This is a genomic window from Sulfitobacter sp. OXR-159, assembly GCF_034377145.1.
Lineage (GTDB): Bacteria > Pseudomonadota > Alphaproteobacteria > Rhodobacterales > Rhodobacteraceae > Sulfitobacter.
In genome coordinates this window covers 713,917-738,837 of record NZ_CP139707.1, presented here as the reverse complement: position 1 = coordinate 738,837, position 24,921 = coordinate 713,917, and the positions used below count along the sequence as shown (strand labels likewise).

Annotated in this window: 24 protein-coding genes; 10 read left to right on the top strand and 14 right to left on the bottom strand. The window is 61.2% G+C overall.

Annotated elements, in window-relative coordinates:
- Positions 1 to 393, bottom strand: a complete 393-nt coding sequence (locus T8A63_RS03650; RefSeq protein ID WP_322345003.1) for a cytidine deaminase — start codon at positions 391 to 393, stop codon at positions 1 to 3.
- 220 nt (positions 394 to 613) lie between these two features.
- Between T8A63_RS03650 and T8A63_RS03645 the strand changes: the two genes are divergently transcribed.
- Positions 614 to 2,887, top strand: coding sequence for an NADP-dependent malic enzyme (locus T8A63_RS03645; RefSeq protein WP_067940135.1), 2,274 nt, complete (start codon positions 614 to 616; stop codon positions 2,885 to 2,887).
- 58 nt (positions 2,888 to 2,945) lie between these two features.
- On the opposite strand, the gene T8A63_RS03640 is transcribed toward T8A63_RS03645, so the two are convergent.
- Positions 2,946 to 3,056: a malic enzyme gene (locus T8A63_RS03640; protein WP_067267274.1), complete on the bottom strand. Its 111-nt coding sequence runs from the start codon at positions 3,054 to 3,056 to the stop codon at positions 2,946 to 2,948.
- Between the two features lie 142 nt (positions 3,057 to 3,198).
- Positions 3,199 to 3,960 (bottom strand): MipA/OmpV family protein, encoded by a 762-nt coding sequence (locus tag T8A63_RS03635; protein ID WP_082849434.1) that lies wholly within the window; start codon positions 3,958 to 3,960, stop codon positions 3,199 to 3,201.
- Positions 3,961 to 4,149: 189 nt separating this feature from the next.
- On the opposite strand from T8A63_RS03635, the gene T8A63_RS03630 reads away from it, so the two are divergent.
- From T8A63_RS03630 to T8A63_RS03620, 3 genes are all read left to right on the top strand, one after another.
- Entirely contained in the window at positions 4,150 to 6,042 is a 1,893-nt protein-coding gene (locus T8A63_RS03630) for a propionyl-CoA synthetase (RefSeq protein WP_322345002.1), read from the top strand.
- 227 nt (positions 6,043 to 6,269) lie between these two features.
- Positions 6,270 to 7,364 (top strand): carboxynorspermidine decarboxylase, encoded by a 1,095-nt coding sequence (locus T8A63_RS03625; RefSeq protein ID WP_322345001.1) that lies wholly within the window; start codon positions 6,270 to 6,272, stop codon positions 7,362 to 7,364.
- Between the two features lie 19 nt (positions 7,365 to 7,383).
- Positions 7,384 to 8,625: a saccharopine dehydrogenase family protein gene (locus tag T8A63_RS03620; RefSeq protein WP_322345000.1), complete on the top strand. Its 1,242-nt coding sequence runs from the start codon at positions 7,384 to 7,386 to the stop codon at positions 8,623 to 8,625.
- 66 nt (positions 8,626 to 8,691) lie between these two features.
- Here the strand turns inward: T8A63_RS03620 and T8A63_RS03615 are convergent, their stop codons facing one another.
- Together T8A63_RS03615 and T8A63_RS03610 are read right to left on the bottom strand one after the other, a co-directional pair.
- Entirely contained in the window at positions 8,692 to 8,889 is a 198-nt protein-coding gene (locus T8A63_RS03615; protein ID WP_067937510.1) for a CsbD family protein, read from the bottom strand.
- A 142-nt stretch (positions 8,890 to 9,031) separates the two neighbouring features.
- A complete protein-coding gene (locus T8A63_RS03610; RefSeq protein ID WP_067915860.1) occupies positions 9,032 to 9,793 on the bottom strand; it encodes an NAD kinase in 762 nt (253 codons plus the stop codon).
- 181 nt (positions 9,794 to 9,974) lie between these two features.
- Here T8A63_RS03610 and glyA point away from each other — a divergent pair, with 181 nt between their 5' ends.
- Together glyA and T8A63_RS03600 are read left to right on the top strand one after the other, a co-directional pair.
- Complete coding sequence (glyA, locus tag T8A63_RS03605; RefSeq protein WP_322344999.1) at positions 9,975 to 11,252, top strand: serine hydroxymethyltransferase; 1,278 nt, start codon at positions 9,975 to 9,977, stop codon at positions 11,250 to 11,252.
- A gap of 269 nt (positions 11,253 to 11,521) precedes the next feature.
- Positions 11,522 to 11,920, top strand: a complete 399-nt coding sequence (locus T8A63_RS03600; protein WP_067916484.1) for a cupin domain-containing protein — start codon at positions 11,522 to 11,524, stop codon at positions 11,918 to 11,920.
- An 18-nt stretch (positions 11,921 to 11,938) separates the two neighbouring features.
- On the opposite strand, the gene T8A63_RS03595 is transcribed toward T8A63_RS03600, so the two are convergent.
- Entirely contained in the window at positions 11,939 to 12,313 is a 375-nt protein-coding gene (locus T8A63_RS03595) for a hypothetical protein (protein ID WP_067631224.1), read from the bottom strand.
- Between the two features lie 53 nt (positions 12,314 to 12,366).
- Here T8A63_RS03595 and T8A63_RS03590 point away from each other — a divergent pair, with 53 nt between their 5' ends.
- Positions 12,367 to 13,152 carry an alpha/beta fold hydrolase gene (locus tag T8A63_RS03590; protein ID WP_322344998.1) on the top strand — a complete coding sequence of 262 codons (786 nt, stop codon included), beginning with the start codon at positions 12,367 to 12,369 and terminating at the stop codon, positions 13,150 to 13,152.
- A 156-nt stretch (positions 13,153 to 13,308) separates the two neighbouring features.
- Complete coding sequence (carB, locus tag T8A63_RS03585; RefSeq protein ID WP_322344997.1) at positions 13,309 to 16,668, top strand: carbamoyl-phosphate synthase large subunit; 3,360 nt, start codon at positions 13,309 to 13,311, stop codon at positions 16,666 to 16,668.
- Positions 16,669 to 16,722: 54 nt separating this feature from the next.
- Here carB and T8A63_RS03580 read toward each other — a convergent pair whose 3' ends face one another.
- The 3 genes from T8A63_RS03580 to T8A63_RS03570 are packed head-to-tail and all read right to left on the bottom strand — an operon-like array spanning position 16,723 to position 19,492.
- Positions 16,723 to 17,286 carry a TadE/TadG family type IV pilus assembly protein gene (locus tag T8A63_RS03580; RefSeq protein WP_067631232.1) on the bottom strand — a complete coding sequence of 188 codons (564 nt, stop codon included), beginning with the start codon at positions 17,284 to 17,286 and terminating at the stop codon, positions 16,723 to 16,725.
- Positions 17,283 to 17,813: a TadE/TadG family type IV pilus assembly protein gene (locus tag T8A63_RS03575; RefSeq protein ID WP_067631235.1), complete on the bottom strand. Its 531-nt coding sequence runs from the start codon at positions 17,811 to 17,813 to the stop codon at positions 17,283 to 17,285. Before T8A63_RS03575 ends, T8A63_RS03580 begins: the two co-directional genes overlap by 4 nt.
- The gene (locus T8A63_RS03570; RefSeq protein ID WP_322344996.1) at positions 17,810 to 19,492 is read right to left on the bottom strand and encodes a Tad domain-containing protein; all 1,683 of its coding nucleotides are present in this window, start codon (positions 19,490 to 19,492) and stop codon (positions 17,810 to 17,812) included. Before T8A63_RS03570 ends, T8A63_RS03575 begins: the two co-directional genes overlap by 4 nt.
- A gap of 418 nt (positions 19,493 to 19,910) precedes the next feature.
- Here T8A63_RS03570 and T8A63_RS03565 point away from each other — a divergent pair, with 418 nt between their 5' ends.
- Positions 19,911 to 21,035, top strand: coding sequence for a beta-ketoacyl-ACP synthase III (locus T8A63_RS03565; protein WP_067631241.1), 1,125 nt, complete (start codon positions 19,911 to 19,913; stop codon positions 21,033 to 21,035).
- Positions 21,036 to 21,122: 87 nt separating this feature from the next.
- Positions 21,123 to 21,704 carry a thymidine kinase gene (locus T8A63_RS03560; protein ID WP_269346804.1) on the top strand — a complete coding sequence of 194 codons (582 nt, stop codon included), beginning with the start codon at positions 21,123 to 21,125 and terminating at the stop codon, positions 21,702 to 21,704.
- Here the strand turns inward: T8A63_RS03560 and T8A63_RS03555 are convergent.
- The 5 genes from T8A63_RS03555 to T8A63_RS03535 all read right to left on the bottom strand — a co-directional run bounded on the left by T8A63_RS03555 (position 21,701) and on the right by T8A63_RS03535 (position 24,880).
- Positions 21,701 to 22,651 (bottom strand): D-glycerate dehydrogenase, encoded by a 951-nt coding sequence (locus tag T8A63_RS03555; RefSeq protein WP_322344995.1) that lies wholly within the window; start codon positions 22,649 to 22,651, stop codon positions 21,701 to 21,703. The genes T8A63_RS03560 and T8A63_RS03555 overlap by 4 nt on opposite strands.
- Positions 22,648 to 22,986: a tRNA-binding protein gene (locus T8A63_RS03550; RefSeq protein ID WP_067935119.1), complete on the bottom strand. Its 339-nt coding sequence runs from the start codon at positions 22,984 to 22,986 to the stop codon at positions 22,648 to 22,650. Before T8A63_RS03550 ends, T8A63_RS03555 begins: the two co-directional genes overlap by 4 nt.
- Complete coding sequence (proC, locus tag T8A63_RS03545) at positions 22,979 to 23,794, bottom strand: pyrroline-5-carboxylate reductase (protein WP_322344994.1); 816 nt, start codon at positions 23,792 to 23,794, stop codon at positions 22,979 to 22,981. The genes T8A63_RS03550 and proC overlap by 8 nt, the downstream gene beginning before the upstream one ends.
- Before the next feature lie 31 nt (positions 23,795 to 23,825).
- Positions 23,826 to 24,326: a YbjN domain-containing protein gene (locus T8A63_RS03540; protein ID WP_067622761.1), complete on the bottom strand. Its 501-nt coding sequence runs from the start codon at positions 24,324 to 24,326 to the stop codon at positions 23,826 to 23,828.
- Between the two features lie 311 nt (positions 24,327 to 24,637).
- Positions 24,638 to 24,880, bottom strand: a complete 243-nt coding sequence (locus T8A63_RS03535) for an accessory factor UbiK family protein (RefSeq protein ID WP_322344993.1) — start codon at positions 24,878 to 24,880, stop codon at positions 24,638 to 24,640.
- Positions 24,881 to 24,921: the final 41 nt, after the last annotated feature.

Here is a 24,921-nt window from a genome sequence, read left to right as displayed (position 1 = left end):
TTAACCCTGCATATGGGCAGCGCCAAAGGCCCCCGGCAGCAAATCGCCCATGGTCATCTGCTGCTCTTTGCCCGCCACGGTCGCCATGGTCACCGACACCTTGTCGCCCGAAAACTCCGCCAATTTCTGGCGGCAGCCGCCGCAGGGCGTCACCGGCATATCGCTGCCCGCCACCACATAGACCTCGGCGATGTCACGCTCGCCCGCTGCGACCATGGCGGCAATCGCCCCAGCCTCGGCACAGGTGCCCTGCGGGTAGGCGACGTTTTCGACATTGCAGCCGCTGAATACCGCGCCCGACGCCGTGCGGATCGCCGCACCGACCTTGAAATTCGAATAGGGCGCATGGGCGTTTTCCCGCACCAACACAGCCGCGTCGCGCAAATCAGTCATTAGGCTCTCCCTTTTCTCGGACTATAGAAAATTGCCCCGCCCTGTGCGATGCAAAACCACATGCCCCCTCAATTGCCTCTTAAAGCCTGCGCAAAATGGCCCGCAAGGGCGACGCTGGCGCAAAGCCACCCGCCGCCAAGACCGACCCGCTCAAATGCCGCTTTGCTTGCGCGCAAAAATTAGTTTAACGCTAAACCATTATTCGGGAGGAGCATGAACGATGTCCGACACCCCCAACTTGCGCCAAGCTGCATTGGACTACCACGAACACCCCCGGCCCGGTAAGCTGGAGGTCCGCGCGACCAAACCGCTGGCCAATGGCCGCGATCTGGCACGCGCCTATTCGCCCGGCGTGGCCGAGGCTTGTATCGAGATCAAGAACGACCCGGATACTGCCGCCCGCTATACCTCGCGCGGCAATCTGGTGGCCGTGGTCACCAATGGCACTGCGGTGTTGGGGCTGGGCAATATCGGCGCGCTGGCGTCGAAACCGGTGATGGAGGGCAAGGCCGTGCTCTTCAAGAAATTCGCCAATATCGATTGCTTCGACATCGAGCTGGACCAAGCCGACCCCGAAAAGCTGGCCGAGATCGTCTGCGCGATGGAGCCAAGCTTCGGCGCGATCAACCTCGAAGACATCAAAGCCCCCGATTGTTTCGTCGTCGAGAAAATCTGCCGCGAGCGGATGAACATCCCCGTCTTCCACGATGACCAGCACGGCACCGCCATCGTCGTCGGCGCGGCAGCGAAAAACGCGCTGCATGTGGCAGGTAAGAAGTTCGAGGACATCAAGATCGTCTCGACCGGCGGCGGCGCTGCGGGGATTGCTTGCCTGAACATGCTGCTGAAACTGGGTGTAAAGCGCGAAAACGTCTGGCTGTGTGACATCAACGGGCTGGTCTATGAAGGCCGGACCGAGGACATGAACCCCAGCAAAGCGGAATATGCGCAGAAGTCCGACCTGCGTACGCTGGACGATGTGATCGACGGGGCGGACCTCTTCCTTGGTCTCTCCGGCCCCGGCGTGCTGTCGCCTGAAATGGTCGCGAAGATGGCCAAGCGCCCGATCATCTTTGCGCTGGCGAACCCGACGCCCGAAATTCTGCCCGATCTGGCTCGCGCCGTGGCACCCGACGCGATCATCGCCACCGGGCGTAGCGATTTTCCAAATCAGGTCAACAACGTGCTGTGTTTCCCCTTCATCTTTCGCGGTGCGCTGGATGTGGGCGCGACCACGATCAACGACGAGATGAAGATCGCCTGTATCGACGGTATCGCCGCCCTCGCACGCGCCACGACGAGCGCGGAGGCGGCAGCGGCCTATCAGGGCGAGCAACTGACTTTTGGCGCGGAATACCTAATCCCGAAACCCTTCGATCCGCGCCTCATTGGCGTGGTCTCTTCCGCCGTGGCCAAGGCCGCGATGGAGACGGGCGTGGCAGCGCGGCCCATTGAAGACCTCGACGCTTACAAACGCAAACTCGATGGGTCGGTGTTCAAATCGGCGCTAATTATGCGCCCGGTTTTCGAATCCGCCCGCTCCTCCCCCCGCCGTCTGGTCTTTGCCGAAGGCGAGGACGAGCGCGTGCTGCGCGCTGCGCAAGCGATCATCGAAGAGACGGTGGAACGGCCCATCCTCATTGGCCGCCCCGAGGTGATCGAACGGCGCATCGAAAAGGCCGGGTTGAACCTGCAACTGGGTCAAAACGTCGATCTGGTGAACCCCGAGAACGACCCCCGCTACCGCGACTATTGGGAGACCTATCACAGCCTGATGTGCCGTCGTGGTGTCAGCCCCGACATCGCCCGCGCCATCATGCGCACAAACACCACCGCCATCGGCGCGGTCATGGTGCACCGCGGAGAGGCCGACAGCCTGATCTGCGGCACCTTTGGCGAGTTTGGCTGGCATCTGAACTACGTCAATCAGGTGCTGGGCCGCGACGGTTTCCGCCCGCACGGCGCTTTGTCGATGATGATTCTCGAAGACGGACCGCTGTTCATCGCGGACACCCAAGTGAACCTGCACCCCACCCCCGAACAGATCGCCGAGATCGCCATCGGGGCTGCCCGCCACGTCCGGCGCTTTGGCATTGAGCCGAAAGTCGCGCTTTGTTCGCAAAGCCAGTTTGGCAATCAGGGCGAAGGGTCGGGCAAGCGCCTGCGCGCGGCGCTGCAAATCCTCGACGCAGGCAACCACGATTTCGTCTATGAAGGCGAGATGAATATCGACACCGCGCTTGATCCAGAATTGCGCGCGCGGCTGCTGCCCTGCAACCGGATGGAAGGGGCCGCCAATGTGCTGGTCTTCGCCCATGCCGACGCGGCCTCGGGTGTGCGTAACATCCTGAAAATGAAGGGCGATGGGCTTGAGGTTGGGCCGATCCTGATGGGGATGGGCAACCGGGCGCATATCGTGTCGCCCTCGATCACCGCGCGCGGGCTGCTTAACGTGGGCGCCATCGCGGGCACCCCGGTCGCGCATTACGGCTAAGCCCCCAAGCAAAACGCCGCCCCCTTCGGGGGACGGCGCTACGTGGTCGGGGATAGGTTTATTTACGGGGCGTGGCGGGCTTGATGTCCGCGACGGAGGACGGAGCCTTGGCGGCGGGTTTTGCCGCGGCCTTGGCTTGCTTCTTCTTGTTGCCGATTTTGTCACCCATGGTCGGGCCCTTTGTCATGCGAGGGGCGCTGGCCTCATGCCGCGCCTAACCTCATCATGACAAGAATCCTGCCGCAAACTGATCCGTTTTCGACCGAGATGTCGCAAACAACGCGCCGCCCCGAGAGGCGGCGCAATGCCGCTTAGAACCGCCAGTTAAACGCGCGGCTCACGCCGATGCGCATGGTCCATTGATCATCAGAACCGGCCTGCGTGATCGGGCTGTCGGCGGCGTCATTCAGCAGACGTTGATAGGCCACGGCCCCCTCAAGCGCCCATGCCTCATCCAGACGGTAGGTCGCCTGCACTTCGACGCCCGCGCCCAGCAGACCGCCTTCGGCCTCATAGGCCGCCAAGGTCGGTGTGGCCGTGTCGACGCCGAAATAAGTGTCGGCGTAGGTGTCATTGCCAAGGCTGAAACGCGGGCCTGCAGTGATGGTCCAACGCTCATCGGGGCGGAAAATTACGTCAGCGCCGATGTCGCCGGTCACGCCTTCATGCCCGCCAAACCCTTGACGCACTTTGCCGAAGACCTGCCAGTTCACCTCGCGGTAGACCACGCCGAAACCAAGTTCGACCGCCGCATCGATGTCCTCAAGCCCCGCCAGTTCGGGGTGATCGGAACTGTCACGCTCGCCCAGATAGCGGAACGCGCCAGTAAAGCCGAAACCGGTTTTGGGCGCTTCACCGATGTTGGTGCCGATCTTGCGCCCGCCCCATTCGAGCGAGCCAAAGGTAAAGGCCAAATCCGGCGTCGCGCGGTAGCTGCTGGCGCCCGGATAATCCGGTGCCGCCCCCACCCCGCCGCGCAGGGCGAAGTTGAAGGAACGGTCCTGCGCCGCAACCGGCAGCGCGGCAACCATGGCGAGGCAGGAAGCAAGGGGCAGAGAAAGGGCGAGACGCATGTGGGCAGGCTCCAAAGGTAATAGGGTTTCGGGGCAATCTAGCATGACGCGCCGCAACTGACAGGAACAATAGCGATCCGCTTGCCGAAATCTTTCTAAGCGGCCAGAGTGGCTGGAAATATTTGCGCGTCAGTACAGCTATACCCGGCCCGCGGGTTTGCCGCACAGTGCAACAGGAGGAGGAACACCATGGGATACCGCGAAACCTACGACCGCTGGCAGGCCGATCCGGAAGCCTATTGGCTGGAGCAGGCCGAGGCGATCGATTGGGACATCGCGCCGACGCGCGCGCTGTATGACCGGGGCGACCATATCTATGAGTGGTTCGCGGATGCCAGTGTAAACACCTGCTACAACGCTGTGGACCGCCATGTCGAACAGGGCAACGGCAAGCGCGTGGCGATCATCTATGACAGCCCGATCACTGGCAATAAATCGACCCTGACCTATAGCGAGTTGCAGGCCCATGTGGCCTCCCTCGCCGGCGCGCTGGTGGCGCAAGGTGTGGAAAAAGGCGACCGCGTGGTGATCTATATGCCCATGGTCCCCGAAGCGGTGGAGGCGATGCTGGCCTGCGCACGGATTGGCGCGATCCATTCGGTGGTGTTTGGCGGTTTTGCCTCAAGCGAGTTGGCGGTTCGGATCGACGATTGCAAACCCAAGGCGATCATCGCCGCCTCCTGCGGGGTCGAGCCGTCGCGCGTGGTCGATTACAAACCCTTGCTGGACGGGGCCATCGAACAGGCCACGCACAAACCCGACACCTGCATCATCCTGCAGCGCGGCCAGAAACCCTGTGAGTTGAACCCCGAGCGGGACATCGACTGGTACGCCGCTCAAGACGGCGTGCGCCCGGCCCCATGCGTTCCGGTTGAGGGGAACCACCCGGCCTATATCCTCTATACCTCTGGCACCACCGGCGCGCCCAAAGGCGTGGTGCGGCCCACCGCGGGGCATCTGGTGGCACTGAACTGGACCATGAAGAACGTCTACAATGTCGAACCGGGCGAGGTGTTCTGGGCCGCCTCTGATGTGGGCTGGGTCGTGGGCCACAGCTATATCTGCTACGCGCCACTCATTGCCGGGAACACCACTGTCATCTTTGAGGGCAAGCCCGTGGGTACCCCGGATGCGGGCACCTTCTGGAGGGTGATCGAAGAACATAAGGTCGCCAGTTTCTTCACCGCCCCCACCGCGATCCGCGCCGTGAAACGCGAAGATCCCAAGGGCGAGGAGATCAAGAAATACGACCTGTCGAGCCTGCGTGCGCTTTACCTCGCGGGGGAACGGGCCGATCCCGATACCGTCGAATGGGCGCAGGAGAAACTGGGCAAGCCGGTCTACGATCACTGGTGGCAGACCGAGACCGGCTATACCATCGTCGGCAACCCGGCGGGGCTTGAGGCGCTGCCGGTCAAGGTCGGCTCGCCCACCGTGCCGATGCCGGGCTATGACGTGCAGATTTTGGATGACCGGGGCGAACCGCTCCCTGCCGGAGAGTTGGGCGCGATTGCCATCAAGCTCCCCCTACCCCCCGGCACCCTGCCCGGCCTGTGGAACGCCGAAGACCGCTTTCGCAAATCCTACCTCGCCACCTTCCCCGGCTATTATGAGACTGGCGATGCGGGGCGGATTGATGAGGACGGCTATGTCTGGATCATGGCGCGCACCGATGACGTGATCAACGTCGCGGGCCACCGGCTGTCGACCGGCGCGATGGAAGAGGTCTTGGCGGGCCACCCCGATGTGGCCGAATGCGCCGTGGTGGGGGTCAGCGATGACCTTAAAGGCCAGTCGCCCGTCGGCTTCTTGTGCCTCACCAAAGGCGTCGACCGACCGCATGAGGAAATCGTCGCGGAATGCGTCACCCGAATGCGCGAACAGATCGGCCCCGTTGCCGCCTTTAAACAGGCCGTGGTGGTGGACCGCCTGCCCAAAACCCGCTCGGGCAAGATCCTCCGCGCGACCATCGTGAAAATCGCGGATGGGGAGGATTTCAAGCCGCCCGCGACCATCGACGACCCGGCAATCTTGGACGAGATTCGTGACGCGCTGAAAGGCATCGGCTACCCGCAAAGCTAACCAATCAGACCTATGGCGGTGGACCTTTGCAGGACTGGCGCTAAACTCAGACCCAAGGAAACGCGCGTGCCGTCCAGCCCGCGCGTTTTTTTACAATTGCGTTGCTTGCGCGAAATATGCGAAGCGCCACCGGAAATGCCCCCAAGCGGGGCCAACCACGACAGCACATTCAGTGGGTCTTTTCCCTCCCGGAGCTTGCCCTCCGGCCGCGCAGAAAGGTTTTCGACGTGCAGACACCCTATTACCTGATCGACAAGGCCAATCTCCGCGACAATATGGAGAAGATCGCCCGCCTGCGTGCCCTCTCAGGCGCGCGTTGCCTGCTGGCGCTGAAGTGTTTCGCCACTTGGTCGGTCTTCGATTTCATGTCCAAGTATATGGATGGCTCGACCTCATCATCGCTCTATGAGGTGCGGCTGGGGGCCGAGAAATTCCCCGGTGAGACCCATGCTTACTCCGTCGCCTATGCCGATCACGAGATCGACGAGGTGCTGGGCCACGCCGACAAGATCATCTTCAATTCCATCGGCCAGCTCGATAAGTTCGACACCCAATCCTCGGGCCACATCCGCGGCCTGCGCGCGAACCCCGGCGTCTCGACCTCGGAGTTCGATCTGGCCGACCCCGCGCGGCCGTTCAGCCGTCTGGGCGAGCACGACCCGGCAGCAATTGACGCGGTCGCAGATCGGATCACCGGGCTGATGTTCCACAACAACTGCGAGAACGATAGTTTCGAGCGTTTCGACGAGATGCTTACCCTGATCGAAGACCGCTTCGGCGCGGTGCTGCACAAGATGGACTGGATCAGCCTCGGTGGCGGCATCCATTTCACGGGCGTGGACTACCCGCTTGATGATCTGGCGCTGCGGCTGAAATCCTTCGCCGAAGCCTTTGGCGTGCAGGTCTACCTAGAGCCGGGTGAGGCCGCGATTACCGGGGCTGCGACGCTGGAGGTCACGGTGCTCGACACGATGCACAACGGTAAGAACCTCGCCATCGTCGACAGCTCGATCGAGGCACATATGCTCGACCTGCTGATCTACCGCGAACCGGCCAAGATCGCGCCCGGCACCGGCGACCACGAATGGATGATCTGCGGCAAGTCCTGCCTTGCGGGCGATATCTTTGGCGAGTTCCGTTTTGACGCGCCGCTAAAGGCGGGCGACCGCATCTCGTTCCAAGACGCTGCCGGTTACACGATGGTCAAGAAAAACTGGTTCAACGGCGTCAAAATGCCCGGCATCGCAGTACGCGAGTTGGACGGAACCACCCGAATGGTGCGCGATTTCGACTATGACGATTTCGCCGCTGCCCTGTCGTGACAAGAAAGAGGTCAACACTATGAAACGCAATGTTCTTATCATCGGCGCGGGCGGCGTCGCACAGGTTGTGGCGCATAAATGCGCGCAGAATAATGATCGTTTGGGTGAGCTTCATATCGCCAGCCGCACGGTTTCCAAATGCGAGGCGATCATCGCCAGCGTGCATGAGAAAAACGCGATGAAACAGGACGGCGTGTTCAAGGCGCACGAAGTCGATGGCATGGACACCGCCGCTGTCGCCGCCCTGATCAAGGAAACCGGCTGCCAGATCGTGATCAACGTGGGCTCGCCTTTCGTGAACATGACCGTGCTGCAGGCCTGCATCGACACCGGTGCCGCCTATATCGACACCGCGATCCACGAAGACCCCCGCAAAATCTGCGAGACCCCGCCGTGGTATGGCAACTACGAATGGAAGCGCCGCGAGGCCTGCGCCGAGGCGGGTGTGACCGCGATTCTAGGGGCTGGCTTTGATCCGGGTATGGTCAACGCCTTCGCCCGTTTCGCAGTTGATGAGTTCATGGACGAGGTCAAATCCATCGACATCGTCGACATCAACGCAGGCGACCACGGCAAGTATTTCTCGACCAACTTCGACCCTGAGATCAACTTCCGCGAGTTCACCGGCACCGTCTACAGCTGGCAGGAAGGCGAGTGGAAAGAGAACAAGATGTTCGAAGTCGGCCGCGAATGGGATCTGCCCGTCGTCGGCAAGCAAAAGGCCTATATGTCGGGCCATGATGAGGTGCATTCGCTGGCCGCGAACTACCCCCACGCCGACGTGCGTTTCTGGATGGGTTTTGGCGATCACTACATCAATGTGTTCACCGTCTTGCAGAACCTCGGCTTGCTCTCCGAACAGCCTGTGACCACCGCCGAAGGGCTTGAGGTCGTGCCGCTGAAAGTGGTGAAGGCCGTACTCCCCGACCCGTCGGGCCTTGCGCCGAACTACATCGGCAAAACCTGCATCGGTGATCTGGTGAAGGGCGTGAAGGACGGCGAAGAGGTTGAGGTTTTTGTCTATAACGTGGCCGATCACAAGGACGCCTATAACGAGGTCGGCAGCCAAGGCATTTCCTACACCGCAGGCGTGCCGCCCGTGGCCTTTGCGATGCTGATCGCCGATGGCACCTATGATGGCGGCACCATGGTCAATGTCGAAGAACTGGACCCGAAACCGCTGTTCGGTCTGCTGGATGACATTGGCCTGCCGACCCGCGTGAAAGACGACAAGGGCGACCGCGCTTGGCACGAGGCCTGAGCCTCTCTTGAAACGTAAAAGGCGACCCCCAAGAGCGTCGCCTTTTTTTAATGCCAGCTACGAAAATCAGTATTTCGCAGCGAAGTCATCGACTTGACGCTCGGCCTCATCTTTGGCGATGCCATAGCGTTCTTGAATCTTACCCACCAACTGCTCGCGGTTGCCGCGCGCTTCGGTGATTTCATCATCGGTCAGATCACCCCATTGCGATTTCACCGCGCCGGTCATCTGGTTCCAATTGCCTTCGATACGGTCCCAATTCATGTCAGGTCTCCTTTCATAGGCTGTGAAGATGCGGGATTGTCCCGCTCTTGCAGGTACAACGCTGGCGCGAAGTCAGGGTTCCCTGCCCGAGGAGCGCAGAGGCGGAAAGACGCCGTCTGCAGGGCCGCAGTGACGGGGGACGTTAGTTGAACTGTTCCGAGATCAACCGCTCTTCCAACCCATGACCGGGATCGAAGAGGATCCGATGGCTCACGCTTGGATCCGAAGAGACCTCAACCGTGGTCACATCGCGGTGCGATTGCCCGTCGGCATCCGCCATCACAGGGCGTTTTTGCGGCTCTTGCACATCAAAGCGCACCGTCGCCCGTTTCGGCAGCAACGCCCCGCGCCAGCGGCGTGGGCGAAAGGCCGCAATCGGGGTCAAGGCCAGCACATCCGACCCAATCGGCAGGATCGGCCCATGCGCGGAGTAGTTATAAGCGGTGGAGCCCGCAGGCGTCGCGACCAGCGCCCCGTCGCAGACCAGTTCTTCCATCCGCTGCCGCCCATCTATCGTGATGCGCAGCTTGGCCGCCTGCGGCCCCGCGCGCAGCAAGGACACCTCATTGATCGCAAGCGCGGTTGAGATGGTCCCGTCGATATGGGTGGCGCGCATGACCAGAGGGTTAATCACCGCCTCTTCCGCCGCCGCCAGCCGCGCTTGCAAGTCGCCCTCGCGGTAGGCATTCATCAAAAAGCCGATGGTGCCGCGGTTCATCCCATAGACCGGCGCGTCCATATCTTGGGTGCTGTGCAGCGTATGCAGCATAAAGCCGTCCCCGCCCAACGCTACGATCACCTCGGCCTTTCGCAGAGGCACATCACCATAACGCCCGATCAAAGCGGCCCGCGCCGTCTGGGCCACGCTGGCGCGGCTGGCCACAAAGGCAATTTTCATGGACATGGCTGCTGGCTCATCCCGGCGAAGTTTCCGATCATCGGCGTTTGGGGCCAAAACAATCACATTATTCCGCGCGCCACCAGTGTTGACGCACATATCTTGCAACCTGTCGGTTTACAGCCTTCACCTCGGCCCGCGTTTCCGATAGGCAACACGCGAAACCAGCCCCAATGAGGATCCCCTGATGTCCGATTTCTTCACCAAATCTCTTGCTGATTCCGACCCGGCCCTCGCCGCTGCGATTGATGCCGAACTGGGCCGCCAGCGCGACGAGATCGAGTTGATCGCCAGTGAGAACATCGTCTCTGCTGCGGTGCTTGAGGCGCAGGGCAGCATCATGACCAATAAATACGCCGAAGGCTATCCGGGCCGTCGGTATTATGGCGGGTGCGAGCATGTCGACGTGGCCGAGAACCTTGCTATCGAACGCGCCTGTGCGCTGTTCGACTGCGCATTCGCCAACGTCCAGCCGAACTCGGGCAGCCAAGCGAACCAAGGTGTCTTTACCGCGCTGCTGCAACCCGGCGACACCATTCTGGGTATGAGCCTTGATGCCGGGGGTCACCTGACCCACGGGGCCAAGCCGAACCAATCCGGCAAATGGTTCAACGCCGTACAATACGGTGTGCGCAAACAGGACAACCTGCTGGATTACGACCAAGTTGCCGAACTGGCGGCTGAGCATAAGCCCAAGATGATCATCGCCGGTGGCTCCGCCATTCCACGCCAGATCGACTTTGCCAAAATGCGTGAGATTGCCGACAGCGTGGGCGCCTACCTGCTGGTCGACATGGCCCATTTCGCGGGCCTCGTGGCTGCGGGTGAGCACCCCTCCCCCTTCCCGCATGCGCATGTGGCGACGACCACGACACACAAGACCCTGCGCGGCCCGCGCGGCGGCATGATCCTGACCAATGACGAAGCGATCTCGAAAAAGATCAACTCGGCGATTTTTCCCGGCATTCAGGGTGGCCCCCTGATGCATGTGATCGCAGCCAAGGCCGTGGCCTTTGGCGAAGCGCAGCGCCCCGAGTTCAAAGCCTATGCCAAACAGGTCATCGCCAATGCACAGGCCCTGTCGGATCAGTTGATCAAAGGCGGCCTCGACACCGTGACTCATGGCACCGACACCCATGTGGTGCTGGTCGATTTGCGCCCCAAAGGCGTGAAGGGCAATGACACCGAGAAGGCTCTGGGCCGGGCGCATATCACCTGCAACAAGAACGGCGTGCCGTTTGATCCCGAAAAGCCGATGGTAACCTCGGGCATTCGTCTCGGCTCCCCCGCAGGCACGACGCGCGGCTTCGGTGAGGCCGAGTTCCGCCAGATCGCCGATTGGATCATCGAAGTGGTCGACGGGCTTGCGGCCAATGGTGCTGAAGGCAATGCCGAGGTTGAGGCGAAAGTCGCCGCCGAAGTGGAAGCGCTGTGCCAGCGTTTCCCGATGTATCCGAACCTGTAAGCAATTGGGCCCTCGCAGCGATGCGGGGGCCTTTCTTTGCCCGGAATCAAGGCGCCCTGCGCCGCCGGGCAGCGCCCGACCGCCCCATGGGCGGGCGCTTCTGCGACGAAGCACGTCAAATCACCCCCACATCAAACTTGAGAAATAAAGTGGTCTCGGCGCGGTTGCGATGCCCACCCGCGGTCGGGCGCTACCCTCTGATGCTCTGTCACGCTCCCCCTTGCCGATCCCCCCTCCCCGCGCCACATTCTTCCGCAAAGGAGAACCGCATGATCATTCACCCCAAAGGCAGCCGCCCCTCTGAGCCCGGCCCCGAAGATTACTTCACCGGAGAGGTCGAGATGGCCCCGCTGATCTCTGCCCCGGCCCCCGCCCGCCTGCGCGGGGTGACGGTGACCTTCCAGCCCGGAGCGCGCACAGCGTGGCATGTCCACCCCTTGGGCCAGACCCTGATCGTCACCGAAGGCACCGGCCGCGCCCAGACCGAAGGCAGCCCGGTGCAAACGCTTAACAAAGGCGATGTCGTCTGGTTCGGCCCCGGAGAGAAACACTGGCACGGCGCCGCGCCAGACAGCGCCATGACCCATATCGCCCTGCAAGAGGCGCAGGTCGGCGAGGCTGTCGAATGGATGGAAAAGGTGACGGACGCGGATTACGACCCGGCCTAAGCCCTTGGGCGCGGCGGCTTAAACGTAGCCGCGCCACCAAAGCCAGATCACGAAGCCCACGAAAACCACGAGGATGTTAAAGGCCACCACCGCCAAACGATCCAGAATGATCCCGCGCCGCCGGGCCTTGGGGTCGATCTCACGCAAATGCGCCGTGACCCGGTTGAAGGCCGCCCAAACGGGGGCATCCTCCAGCTGGCGGGCGATATGAGGGTTGGCGACCAGATGTTCGGTCTTGCTCAGCAACACCCCATCGCCGCGAATGCCGCGCGGCAGTTCCGGCCCGGCGCGGTGAAACGCCTCGCGCAGATCGCGGGCTTTGATGCGCAGCCTGTCCTCGAACAGGGGGCGCAGCGCCTCGGCGCGGGTGTTGAAATCTTGGCGGTCAATCATGCGCGCATCTAATCGCTCTGGTCCCCGGGCTGCAATGCCCGTAATTTGACCGCATGTTGAATTACACCGAATATGGCGAAGCCGCCGCCGACCGTCCGTCCCTGTTTATCGTTCATGGCCTCTATGGCTCTGGCCGCAACTGGGGCGTCATCGCGAAACGTCTTTCCGACAATCGCCACGTCGTCACGGTGGACATGCGTAACCACGGCAGCAGCCCGCATCACGACACCCATAGCTATCCCGAGATGGCGCAGGATCTGGCCGAGGTAATCACGCATCTGGGCGGCCCGGTGGACATCTGCGGTCACTCCATGGGCGGCAAGGCGGTGATGATCCTGGCGCTGACCCAGCCCCATCTGCTGCGCCGGGTGATCGTCGCCGATATCGCGCCCGTCACCTATGGGCACACACAGCAGATGTTCATCGACGCCATGCGCGGCGTGGACCTCACCCAGATCGAACGCCGCTCGGACGCCGAAGCGCAACTGGCCACAGCCGGGGTAGAGCGCGCGTTGCAGAGTTTCTTTACCCAATCGCTCGACGTGCCCGGAAAACGCTGGCGGCTGAACCTCGACGCGCTAGAGGCTGAGATGCCCAAGATCATCGGCTGGCCTGATGATGTGAGCGGGCAATTTGCCGGGCCGACTCTGTTCCTCTCGGGGGGGGCCTCGGACTATGTTCAGCCCGAACATCGCGAGGCGATCAAGGCGCTTTTCCCGCAAGCGCGCTTTGCCAAAATCCCCGGCGCGGGGCATTGGCTCCACGCGGAAAAACCGCGCGAGTTCGAGGCGACGCTGCGCATCTTTCTAAACGCCGAAGGCGCCCCGCCTGTGGGCTGACCCCATCCGCCCCGCCAGATCGCCCCAGCACAGCGCCCGCAAGGGTTGAACAGACGGCCCCGCCCTTATTTATGGGGCCGTCAAAGCCATTCCCCCCTTGCAGCCCGTGCCGCCATCCCTATAAGGCAGGACAATTTGCAAAATTAGGGGGCCGCCATGCCGAAACGTACCGACATCCAGTCGATCATGATCATTGGTGCGGGGCCGATTGTCATCGGACAAGCCTGCGAGTTCGATTATTCCGGCGCACAAGCCTGTAAAGCGCTGAAAGAGGAAGGCTACCGCGTCATCCTCGTCAACTCCAACCCGGCCACGATCATGACCGATCCAGGGCTCGCCGATGCCACCTATATCGAGCCCATCACACCCGAGATCGTCGCCAAGATCATCGAAAAAGAGCGCCCCGATGCGCTGCTGCCCACCATGGGCGGCCAGACGGGCCTTAACACCTCGCTCGCGCTCGAAGAGATGGGCGTGCTTGAGAAATTCGGCGTCGAGATGATCGGTGCCAAGCGCGAAGCCATCGAGATGGCCGAAGACCGCAAACTCTTCCGCGAGGCGATGGACCGTTTAGGCATCGAAAACCCCAAAGCCACCATCGTCACCGCGCCCAAGCGCGAGGACGGCAAGAAAGACCTCGCCGCTGGCGTGAACCTCGCCCTTGAGGCGCTGGAATACGTCGGCCTTCCCGCGATCATCCGCCCCGCCTTTACCATGGGCGGCACCGGCGGCGGCGTGGCTTACAACCGCGAGGATTACGAATTCTACTGCCGCTCGGGCATGGATGCCTCGCCGATGGGGCAAATCCTCGTCGATGAGTCGCTGCTGGGCTGGAAAGAATACGAGATGGAAGTGGTGCGCGACACCGCCGACAACGCCATCATCGTCTGCTCGATCGAGAACATCGACCCGATGGGCGTGCATACCGGCGACAGCATCACCGTGGCCCCGGCCCTGACGCTCACGGACAAAGAATACCAGATCATGCGCAACCACTCGATCGCCGTGCTGCGCGAGATCGGAGTAGAGACCGGCGGCTCCAACGTGCAATGGGCCGTGAACCCCGCCGATGGCCGCATGGTCGTGATCGAGATGAACCCGCGCGTTTCGCGCTCCTCGGCGCTGGCGTCCAAGGCGACCGGCTTCCCGATCGCCAAGATCGCGGCGAAGCTTGCCGTGGGCTTCACGCTGGATGAACTCGACAACGACATCACCGGCGTCACGCCCGCGTCTTTCGAGCCGACCATAGACTATGTGGTCACCAAGATCCCGAAATTCGCCTTTGAAAAATTCCCCGGGGCCGAGCCTTACCTCACCACCGCGATGAAATCGGTGGGCGAGACCATGGCCATTGGCCGCACCATCCACGAGAGCCTGCAAAAGGCGCTGGCCTCGATGGAATCGGGCCTCACCGGTTTTGACGAAGTGGCCATCCCCGGTCTCAACGACGATCTGCCCGGTGATGCGCCTGAAAACATGGCCGCGTTGATCAAAGCGGTTTCGGCCCCCACACCCGACCGCATGCGCACCATCGCCCAAGCCATGCGCCACGGCATGAGCGATGAGGACCTGCACGCGCATACGATGTTCGACCCTTGGTTCCTCGCCCGTATCCGCGAGATCATCGAGGCAGAAGAAGCCATCCGGGCAAGCGGCCTGCCAACCGAGGGAGATAGTTTCCGCGACCTCAAGATGATGGGTTTCACCGACGCCCGCCTCGCCATGCTGACCGACCAGAGCGAGGCCGCCGTCCGCGACGCGCGGTTGGGGCTTGGGGTCAAGGCGGTCTTCAAACGCATCGACACCTGTGCCGCCGAATTCGAGGCCCAAACGCCTTACATGTATTCGACCTATGAGGCCCCGCTGATGGGCGAAGCGGAATGCGAGGCGCGGCCCTCGGACCGCAAAAAGGTCGTGATCTTGGGCGGTGGCCCGAACCGCATCGGGCAAGGCATTGAGTTCGACTATTGCTGTTGCCACGCCTGTTACGCGCTCACCGACGCGGGCTATGAGACCATCATGGTCAACTGCAACCCCGAGACGGTTTCGACCGACTATGACACGAGCGATAGGCTGTACTTTGAGCCGCTGACCTTTGAACACGTCATGGAAATCCTGCGCGTCGAGCAGGAGAACGGCACGCTGCACGGCGTCATCGTTCAGTTCGGCGGCCAGACCCCCTTGAAGCTTGCCAATGGCCTGCAAGAGGCCGGCATCCCGATCCTTGGCACCACGCCCGACATGATCGATCTGGCCGAAGACCGCGAGCGTTTCCAGCAGCTTGTGCTGAACCTTGGCCTGAAACAACCACACAACGGCATCGCCCATTCCGACGCCGAGGCGATGGAAATCGCCAAGGAAATCGGCTTCCCGCTGGTGATCCGCCCCTCCTACGTTCTGGGTGGCCGCGCGATGGAGATCGTCCGCGATCAGGCCAGCCTTGAGCGCTACATCACCAATGCGGTGGTCGTGTCCGGTGACAGCCCCGTGTTGCTCGACAGCTACCTCTCGGGCGCGGTGGAACTGGATGTCGACGCCCTTTGCGACGGCGAGAATGTCCATGTCGCGGGCATCATGCAGCATATCGAAGAGGCGGGCGTTCACTCCGGCGACAGCGCCTGCTCCCTGCCGCCCTACTCGCTCCCGCGCGAAATCATCGCAGAGGTCGAAGAGCAGACCCGCGCGCTGGCAAAGGCGCTTAACGTCGTGGGCCTGATGAACATCCAGTTCGCAGTGAAAGACGGCGAGATCTACCTCATTGAGGTCAACCCCCGCGCCTCGCGCACCGTGCCCTTCGTGGCCAAGGCGACGGACAGCGCCATCGCCTCCATCGCCGCGCGGATCATGGCTGGGGAGCCGCTCAGCAACTTCCCGCAGCGCCCGCCCTACCCCGATCAGGCCGCATATGAAGACACCCTTCCGCTGGGCGATCCGATGACATTGGCCGACCCGAATATGCCGTGGTTCTCGGTCAAAGAAGCGGTTCTGCCCTTCGCCCGTTTCCCCGGCGTCGACACGCTTTTGGGGCCGGAAATGCGCTCCACCGGCGAGGTCATGGGCTGGGACCGCGACTTCCCCCGCGCCTTCCTCAAGGCACAGATGGGCGCTGGCAACCCACTGCCGCGCAACGGCTGTGCCTTCCTCTCTGTCAAGGACGCCGACAAGGGCCAAAATATGCTGGAGGCCGCGGAAATCCTGCTGGACCAAGGCTTTACCCTGATCGGCACCCGCGGCACCGCGGAATGGCTCACTGCCAATGGCCATGCCTGCGATGTGGTGAACAAGGTCTACGAGGGACGCCCCGACATCACCGACATGATGAAAAACGGCGATGTACATCTGGTGATGAATACCACCGAAGGCGCGCAGGCGGTCGAAGACAGCAAGTCGATCCGCTCTATCGCGCTTTACGACAAGATCCCCTACTTCACCACCGCCGCAGGCGCCCATGCCGCGGCACTGGCGATCAAGGCGCAGGCCGAGGATGCAATCGGTGTGAAAGCGCTTCAGGGGTAAGAAATCGGGGCTGTCCATTGGGCAGCCCCTTTTTTCAGGCGGCGCAGTGCCCGCTTAGCTGATGACGCACCTTATCCAGCAAAGCTGGGGCGCGAAACGCATCCTTGTGGCATGCGACACGCTGACCTCTTTGGCCTCCAAGCCGATCTGCGCAATCGGTTCGTGGGTAAAACTTGTCTCGACCAGCACCAGACGGTCGCCATCGGCCATCAGCGGCACGCGCTCACGCGAGAGACCGGCGATAAAGTCGAGATCGAGCAGGCTGTCCAGACCGACCCCCTGCGAGAAATCCACCGCGAGGATCCGACGGCCCAGACTGTCACAGTCCAGAATGCAGCGCACCTGAGTGATCCGCAAAGAGACCTCATACCCGGTGAGCTGCTCTGCGACCGATTGCAGCCCCAATAGGTCAGCGGCGGTGATTGGCGTCGTCTGGCGCGACAGGCTGTCGGCGATGACGGCGGTGGCATCGGTCGCCATCCCGCGCACCCGAAAGGCATCCGTGAAGGTCAGCATCGCCATGATCGACCAAACCAGCAAAGGCAGCAGCACCAAGAAGGCAATCGTCTGGCTGCCCTCTTCGGACTGGAAAAAACGCTCTAAAGAAATCGCCCTCATCCGCGTGGCTCCGTTACGAAAGCGGTGGTGACCCGCACGCCGTATTGCCCGTCGGACCCTTCGGGCAGTTGACGGCCCAAACCGGTCCCCGGCAAAAGCGGCTCAAAAAGTCGACACACCCGCATCATCATCAGATTGTTCTGCTGCCCGGGCAGGAAGCCGTTTGCCGGGTCGAAATCTTCGTCCCGGTCCACGCAAGGTGCAGGCCCGCCCAAGTCGGCCCAATCGGCAATCGGCATGGCGCGCATCTCGATCCGGATATTTTCTAGGCAGCCCGCATCAAAGACCGAACGCTCGCAAATCAGCGCCTTCATCGCGTCATAGCCCGGCGTGGCGCCAGTCGCCAGACGCACGTCCCGCACGGCCAAATTGGTAGCACGGCGCAGCATGATCTCCCGCGCGCTCCACAGACCGGTCTCAAGCGCAAGGAAGAAGAAGTAAAAGACCAGCGGCAACAGGATGACGAACTCAACGGTGACCCCGCCCGCCTCGGACCGGCGAAAGCGGTCTTTGAGAAAGCGGATCATTTCGTCAGCCTCAGCATAGAGATGGACGCGGCGATCATGTCGAATGCGGTTTGGATTTCCAAACCCTGAACGTCGAAGTAATGGGCCTCGGATGAGGCGCAATCTTTCAGGAGGTTGAGTGAATTCGTGTTATCGACATCCATGCCGATGGAATAAATAACAACCCCCGCGGCATTAGCCACGCCGCAAATTTGGCGGAGGCGTCGGTCTTTTTCCGTAGCATCAACCGTCCACTGAACATAGTCGCGATAAAGCGCCGCGCGGTAACTCCAATAGTTATCGAAGCGCCGCCCGTACATGTTGTAGCCATAGTAATAAGGTGACATTTCCGCCCAGACTTCGGGCCAATCGAGACGCTCTTCACTGGCCCGGTTCGCAAAGCGGTAGCCTGAGTTGTTGGCGATTGTGTCAGTGCTCCACATGCGCTGGCTTCCAAATGGATGCTGAGCATAGAAATAGGCTTCGGGATAAGTTCTGTCGCCGTCGTTCTCAGACCAGTTCTCCGAAGATTCTACAGTGTAATACGTGCTGCTACCGTAGGTCGTTCTGATCAAATCTGATCGACCCGATGCGAATTCGGGTTTCAAGCGATATTCCTCGCGGTTCTCCCCGTCGGTCATTAGCACCAATACCTTCATGCTATTGTCGGCACCATAGACATGAGGACGCCCCTGAAATGCCGGGTCGATCTGGCCCGCGGCGATCAATCCCGAAACGGGATCTTGTGCCGATGGGTCTAGCAGGGCGAGCCCCCATTTTGCTCCCATATCGATTGAAGTCGAACCCAAACCGGTGAGCGCGGAAATTTGGGTCTTTAACTCGGCAGGGGAACTCGACAGAGGTGTCACCGCAAAACCCCCATCGAAACGGCACACCCACTGTCCTGTCATCGGCGTCCAAGTGGAGTCGCTGCCAATGAGGAAATGACCGGTGCGCTGCAATTCCGCCCTCGTGTTGATCCCTAGATTGGTGAAGTCGCTCGCATCAAAGTCGACGCAATGTGAATAGTCATGCTCCTGAGTGGCCGTATACTGGCCCAACAACGCCGAGCCGGGGTTCACCTTGGTCGAATACGGAACGAGCGAAATCGATACACGCCCCTCTTCGGAATCGCTCAGGATCGTCTCAACAAAATCACTGGCCGCATTTTTGAGCAGGTCAAGTTTGATCATCCTACTGCCGTCGCTGGACCTTTCCGTCATCGACCCCGACACGTCGAGCACGAGCGAAATCTCGATATCTTCCACCCGCTCGGTCGCCTCTGACGTGATCGTCATGCCGAGCGTGTCGATGTCGAAAAATCGAAAGAAATAGGTGTTCAGCCCGGCGGGAAGCGAGGCTTCGACCGTCCGCCCCACCAAAATGCCGCCGATCTTTTCTTCGCTCGTGTCGATCGCCACCTCGGAGGGGTCAAGCCCCGCAGACGTCAGGTAGCTGCGCACGACCTCTTCGGGGTCGAGGTTTTGCGACAGGCTGGCCGCGGCCAGCACGGCGTTGTCGAGGTGGGTCTGAAATGTGGTCCGCGTCCGCTCGTGGTTCGCCAGATCCACGGCCAGACCGCCAAAGATCGTAATGCCGAAAAACACGACCAACATAAGGACCAGCATCCCGCCGGCCTCGTCCTTGGAAAAACGCTTCACCCGATCGAAAAGCATTCGACTAATAACTTTGCGCCTCATGACACCTCTCTTTTTCGGAGGTTGAATTCGTGAGCAAATTCTGTGCTCTAGGCTGCGGCATCCGTCATTGATGGACCTGTAAATCACGCGCCGAAATGGCCGCCGCCCTCAAAAAAAATCTGTCTGTTCTCGTTCAATTAATGATTGCTAACGAGCGATCACTGCGCCCTGCCGGTTGCATAGTCAAGCCAGCGCGCATCGTCATAGGCGATCAAATTTTTCAACTGTAGCGGCATTCACACGCCTGCCACCTCAAAGCCGTGGCAAGTCCCGCGCGGTTTCGCTAAAGTATGAAACCTGCACCTTGCTGCCCCTGCATCAGAGTGCGCCGACCATGACAACGGCCCCTTGCAATTCCACCGGGGCTGCTCAGCTTTAGTAGACCAGCCACGCCGTTGGAGAGAAAGGGATCACACCGATGTATCAAGCCGCCATCACCGGCACGGGCGTTTTCACGCCTCAGCAGACCATCACCAACGCCGAACTGGTCGAAGCCTTCAACGCCTATGCCGACCTTTACAACGCCGAGAATGCCGAGGCGATCGACGCAGGCACCCTAGAGGCCAAGGCGCATTCCTCGGAAGAGTTCATCGTCAAAGCCAGCGGCATTGAGCAGCGCTATGTCATGGACAAATCCGGCGTGTTGGACCCCAATGTCATGCACCCCCTGCTGCGCCAGCGCGCGGATGAGGAACCCTCCCTAATGGCGGAAATGGCGGTTGATGCTGCGCAAAAGGCGCTCGCTGCCGCTCGAAAGTCCGCCGATGATGTGGATGCGGTGATCTGCGCGGCTTCCAATCTTGAGCGCGCCTACCCCGCCGTGGCCATCGAAATTCAAGAGCTTCTGGGCGTGAAGGGTTTTGCCTTCGACATGAACGTAGCCTGTTCTTCGGCCACATTCGGCATTCAGGCGGCGGCTGATATGATCCGCTCCGGCTCCATCCGCTCTGCCTTGGTGGTGAACCCGGAAATTTGTTCGGCTCACCTCGAATGGCGCGACCGGGATTGCCACTTCATCTTTGGCGATGTCGCCACCGCCACTCTGCTGGAGCGTGCCGAAGATGTCGAAGGCCCCTGTTTCGATGTCATCTCTACCCGCTGCGCGACTGAGTATTCTAACAACATCCGAAACAACAATGGCTTCCTCCGCCGGTCCCGCCCCGACGGGCTGAGCGACCGACGCGACATGCAGTTCATGCAGAATGGGCGCAAAGTGTTTAAGGAAGTGTTGCCCATGGTGGCCGATCATATCGGCGGGCATATGGCCGACAATGGGCTGGAGTCCGACGACCTTAAACGCATTTGGCTGCATCAGGCGAACAAATCGATGAACGATTTCATCGGGCGCAAGGTGCTGGGCCGGGAGCCTGAGCTAGGCGAACAGCCCAACATTCTGCAAGACTACGCCAACACCTCCTCCGCTGGGTCGATCATCGCTTTTGCTAAGAATTCCGATGACCTGCAAGACGGGGACACGGGGCTGATCTGCTCTTTCGGGGCGGGCTATTCCGTTGGATCGGTGATCGTTAAAAAGCGCGGTTAACCGCCCGCACCTTGCCCCGCCCGCCTGCGAGATCGAGGCGGGGTTTCTATCTTGATCCGCTGTCATGGGCGGCGTAACACCCTGCCCATGGCAAAGCTCTACTTCAATTACTCCACCATGAACGCTGGCAAATCCACGGTGCTGCTGCAGGCGGCGCATAACTATGTGGAGCGCGGGATGGTGCCCTATCTGCTGACTGCGCAGTTCGACAATCGCGCGGGCGAAGGGCGCATCGCCTCGCGCATCGGCATCGGGCAAGAGGCCGATACCTTCGCCCCGGGCGAAGACCTTCTGGCCAAGATCGAAAGCCGGTTAGAGCAAGGCCCCTGCGCCTGTATCTTTGTCGATGAGGCGCAGTTTCTTGAGGTTGAGCAGGTCTGGCAACTGGCCCGCGCGGTGGATGATTTGGGCGTGCCGATCATGTGTTTTGGGCTGCGGGTCGATTTCCGGGGTGAGCTTTTCCCCGGCTCGGCCACGCTGCTCGCGCTGGCCGATGAGATGCGCGAAGTGCGCACCATTTGCCATTGTGGGAAGAAAGCCACGATGGTCGTCCGCCGCGACGCCGAAGGGCAAGCGATGCGGGATGGCGCACAGGTGCAGATCGGCGGGAACGAGACCTATGTCTCACTCTGCCGCAAACACTGGCGCGCCGCCGTGGGTGACGGTTAAACTCGGTTCGGCGGGGTCTCTCCGTCAATGAAGGCTTGTAGATTGGCCACAGCCATCAGCCCCATATCGACGCGGACCTCATGCGCCGCCGTGCCCAGATGCGGCAGCAGCACAACATTGTCGAGATCGCGCAGCGCCTGCGGGACTTTTGGTTCAAATTCATAGACATCCAAACCCGCGCCGCCGATGCGCCCCGCTTGCAGTGCTTCGATCAATGCGGCCTCCTGCACCACATCGCCGCGGGCGATGTTGATCAGATGGGCATGGGGCTGCATCGCCCCGAGCACGGTTTCATCAATCAAATGCCGTGTCTCGCCGCCGCCGGGCACGGCAATAACAAGCACATCTACGGCTTCGACCAGCGCAGTCAGGCTTTCGACACGGGAAGCGGGGAAATCGAGGTCTTTCTCACTGCGGTTAAAATAACTGACCTGCATCTCGAACCCATAGTGACACCGCCGCGCGATGGCCTGCCCGATCCGGCCCATGCCGACGATGCCGACCCGCTTGCCGGTCAGGTGCAGCCCCAGCATCTGCGTCGGGTGCCACCCTTCCCATGCGCCCGAGCGGACCAGCCGCTCCCCTTCGGCGGCACGGCGGGCGGACATCAGCATGAGTGTCATGGCGACATCCGCCGTGGCATCGGTGACGGCGCCGGGGGTGTTGGTCACCTCCACCCCCGCGGCGCGGGCCGCGGCGGCGTCGATATGGTTATACCCAACGCCGAAATTCGCGAGGATCTTGCAGCGCGGAACGGGCACATCGGCAAAGACTTCGGCCGAGAATACATCCCCCAAGGTCGGCATTACCCCGTCATAGTCGCGCAAAGCCGCGCGCATTTCCGCGGCCGAGAGGGGCGCGGTTTCCTCGCGAACGGTTACTTCGCAGCCCGTGAAGGTGCTAGTGACCTCTTTGGGCAAGGGTCTGGCAATCAGTATCTTTTTCAATGCATCCGCCCTCCTTCGGGCACTTTTTGATCGGGCGACAACAGCACGATCTCTCCGTCCTTATCCGGTAGGCCAAGCACCAGCACCTCGGACATGAAAGGCCCGATCTGGCGCGCGGGGAAGTTCACCACGGCCATGACCTGCCGCCCCACCAGCGTTTCGGGTGTATAATGCGCCGTGATCTGGGCAGAGGTCTTACGCTCCCCGATCTCAGCGCCGAAATCCACCCAGAGTTTGATCGCCGGTTTGCGCGCTTCGGGAAAGGCTTCGGCCCGAGTCACGGTGCCGACGCGAATGTCGACCTTGAGAAAATCGTCAAAAGTGATCTCAGCCATTGGCCAACTCCCGCGATCTGTCTGCGGCAGCGGCCACAGCGCGTTTCAACAAGGGCGGGAAGCCTTCGGCCTCATCCATCAGCACCTCAAGCGCCGCTTGGGTGGTGCCATTGGGGCTGGTCACGTTGACGCGAAGCTGGGCGGGGTCTTCTTCGGCCTGCATCGCCAGCGCCCCTGCCCCGGCCACGGTCGCCTTGGCCAATTGCATGGCCAGTTCTTCGGGCAAGCCTTGTGCCACACCGGCGGCGGCCATGCATTCGATCATGTGAAAGACATAGGCCGGGCCCGAGCCGCTGACCCCCGTGACCGCGTCGATCTGCGCCTCTTCCGACAGACGCACAATCTCGCCCACGGCACTGAGCAGGGTCTCAGCCTCATCCAAAGACCGGCTGCCCGCCTTGGCGTTGCCAACGATGGCGGTGATCCCTTTGGAAATGGCAGCGGGGGTATTGGGCATGGCCCGAACGATGGGTGTGTCGCCGCCGAGGACGCTTTCGAAATAGCCGATGGTGGTGCCCGCCGCGACGCTGACGAAAAGCGTCTCCCCATTGCCCATCGCCTGAAGCGTCGGCAGCGCATCCGCCATCATCTGCGGCTTGACCGCCACCAGCACCACCGCTGGCGCAGCAGGCAGATCGGCGTTCAGGTTCACGCCCGTGCTTTGCAGCCAATCGGAGGGCTTGGGGTCCACCACCCAAACCGAGCTTGCAGGCAGTCCCTTTGCCAGCCAGCCTTCCAACATGGCCGATCCCATTTTGCCACAGCCCAGCAAAACCAAGCCGTCGCGCGCCACTCTGCCGTCTTTCATCGTCATCCCCCGAAGTTGTTCGGGGACTTTGTTACGCCCGGCCGTAAGCCTCTGCAATGGCGACATCCATCGCGGCCTTGGGGGTTTGATCGCCCCAGACGAGCAATTGCAGCGCGGGGTAGTAGCGTTCGGCGCTCATGACAGCGGCACCGATCATCGTATCAATCTGCTCTGGCCCCGCGACCTGCCCACCGGCCAGCACCAAGCCGTAACGGTAGACCATCAACTGCTGATCCGGCCAGAAACTGAACGCCCCCGCCCAGCATTGATCGTTGACGAGGTTTAACAATTCGTAAAGCTGCGGAAGTTTTTCGGCAGGCGGCTCCATCTCGAAGGTGCAAATCAGGCGCAGCGTTTCGTCATAGGCAGACCATGCCAGCGTTATCGAATATGTTCGCCATTGCCCTTCGACAGCCATGGCGATCTGGTCATCCGCCACGCGGTCGAACTCCCAATCATGGTGCGCCGCGATATTTTCAACGATATCAATCGGGTGAACGTCTTCTTCAAGGTAATGCTCGGACAGGGCCATTTCGCCACCTCTCAATCTGTTCCACGGGGCGGGACGTGGCCCACCATTCATGGAAGCCTGCACAAATAGGCGTGTAGGTTCACATCACCTATACAAGATATGGTGCTTCTAGCGGAACAGTCTGGCAAGGTTTTTCTTGGGGATAACCACAATTGATAGGGGATAACCGCAATAACTTGTGGGTAAATCGCGGAAAACGTCTACAATTTGGAGAGAGGTGCTGCGCCGGGGCAAGATTAGCCTCTGTCGGCGCGGAGGATCGCCGCCCCAACCTTGGGGGCGGCAGATCAGATTTGGCCTGGGCTCGGGCCTCAGCCCTTGGTTTCGAGCTTGTCGAGCCGCACTTTCAGCGCTTCGTTCTCTTCGCGGGCCTTTTGCGCCATGGCACGCACCGCGTCGAATTCTTCGCGGGTGACAAAATCACGATCAGCGAGCCAACGGTCGAGCATGCCCTTCATGGCAGTCTCGGCCTCATCCTTGGCACCTTGGGCGACGCCCATCGCGTTTGTCATCATCTGTGATACGTCATCGAAAAACTTGTTACGGGTCTGCATGTCTGGCCTCCGGAGGTTTGTTAGCCTCTATATGGGGCGCG

What these genes read in the sequence shown, in the direction of transcription:
- T8A63_RS03535 (WP_322344993.1), bottom strand. Translation starts at nt 24,880, where the DNA reads ATGCAGACCCGTAACAAGTTTTTCGATGACGTATCACAGATGATGACA.
- carB (WP_322344997.1), top strand. Translation starts at nt 13,309, where the DNA reads ATGCCGAAACGTACCGACATCCAGTCGATCATGATCATTGGTGCGGGG.
- T8A63_RS03645 (WP_067940135.1), top strand. Translation starts at nt 614, where the DNA reads ATGTCCGACACCCCCAACTTGCGCCAAGCTGCATTGGACTACCACGAA.
- T8A63_RS03615 (WP_067937510.1), bottom strand. Translation starts at nt 8,889, where the DNA reads ATGAATTGGGACCGTATCGAAGGCAATTGGAACCAGATGACCGGCGCG.
- T8A63_RS03560 (WP_269346804.1), top strand. Translation starts at nt 21,123, where the DNA reads ATGGCAAAGCTCTACTTCAATTACTCCACCATGAACGCTGGCAAATCC.
- T8A63_RS03540 (WP_067622761.1), bottom strand. Translation starts at nt 24,326, where the DNA reads ATGGCCCTGTCCGAGCATTACCTTGAAGAAGACGTTCACCCGATTGAT.
- T8A63_RS03620 (WP_322345000.1), top strand. Translation starts at nt 7,384, where the DNA reads ATGAAACGCAATGTTCTTATCATCGGCGCGGGCGGCGTCGCACAGGTT.
- T8A63_RS03580 (WP_067631232.1), bottom strand. Translation starts at nt 17,286, where the DNA reads ATGAGGGCGATTTCTTTAGAGCGTTTTTTCCAGTCCGAAGAGGGCAGC.
- T8A63_RS03550 (WP_067935119.1), bottom strand. Translation starts at nt 22,986, where the DNA reads ATGGCTGAGATCACTTTTGACGATTTTCTCAAGGTCGACATTCGCGTC.
- T8A63_RS03640 (WP_067267274.1), bottom strand. Translation starts at nt 3,056, where the DNA reads ATGGGTGACAAAATCGGCAACAAGAAGAAGCAAGCCAAGGCCGCGGCA.
- T8A63_RS03630 (WP_322345002.1), top strand. Translation starts at nt 4,150, where the DNA reads ATGGGATACCGCGAAACCTACGACCGCTGGCAGGCCGATCCGGAAGCC.
- glyA (WP_322344999.1), top strand. Translation starts at nt 9,975, where the DNA reads ATGTCCGATTTCTTCACCAAATCTCTTGCTGATTCCGACCCGGCCCTC.
- T8A63_RS03575 (WP_067631235.1), bottom strand. Translation starts at nt 17,813, where the DNA reads ATGATCCGCTTTCTCAAAGACCGCTTTCGCCGGTCCGAGGCGGGCGGG.
- T8A63_RS03600 (WP_067916484.1), top strand. Translation starts at nt 11,522, where the DNA reads ATGATCATTCACCCCAAAGGCAGCCGCCCCTCTGAGCCCGGCCCCGAA.
- T8A63_RS03610 (WP_067915860.1), bottom strand. Translation starts at nt 9,793, where the DNA reads ATGTCCATGAAAATTGCCTTTGTGGCCAGCCGCGCCAGCGTGGCCCAG.
- T8A63_RS03595 (WP_067631224.1), bottom strand. Translation starts at nt 12,313, where the DNA reads ATGATTGACCGCCAAGATTTCAACACCCGCGCCGAGGCGCTGCGCCCC.
- T8A63_RS03635 (WP_082849434.1), bottom strand. Translation starts at nt 3,960, where the DNA reads ATGCGTCTCGCCCTTTCTCTGCCCCTTGCTTCCTGCCTCGCCATGGTT.
- T8A63_RS03570 (WP_322344996.1), bottom strand. Translation starts at nt 19,492, where the DNA reads ATGAGGCGCAAAGTTATTAGTCGAATGCTTTTCGATCGGGTGAAGCGT.
- T8A63_RS03565 (WP_067631241.1), top strand. Translation starts at nt 19,911, where the DNA reads ATGTATCAAGCCGCCATCACCGGCACGGGCGTTTTCACGCCTCAGCAG.
- T8A63_RS03590 (WP_322344998.1), top strand. Translation starts at nt 12,367, where the DNA reads ATGTTGAATTACACCGAATATGGCGAAGCCGCCGCCGACCGTCCGTCC.
- proC (WP_322344994.1), bottom strand. Translation starts at nt 23,794, where the DNA reads ATGAAAGACGGCAGAGTGGCGCGCGACGGCTTGGTTTTGCTGGGCTGT.
- T8A63_RS03650 (WP_322345003.1), bottom strand. Translation starts at nt 393, where the DNA reads ATGACTGATTTGCGCGACGCGGCTGTGTTGGTGCGGGAAAACGCCCAT.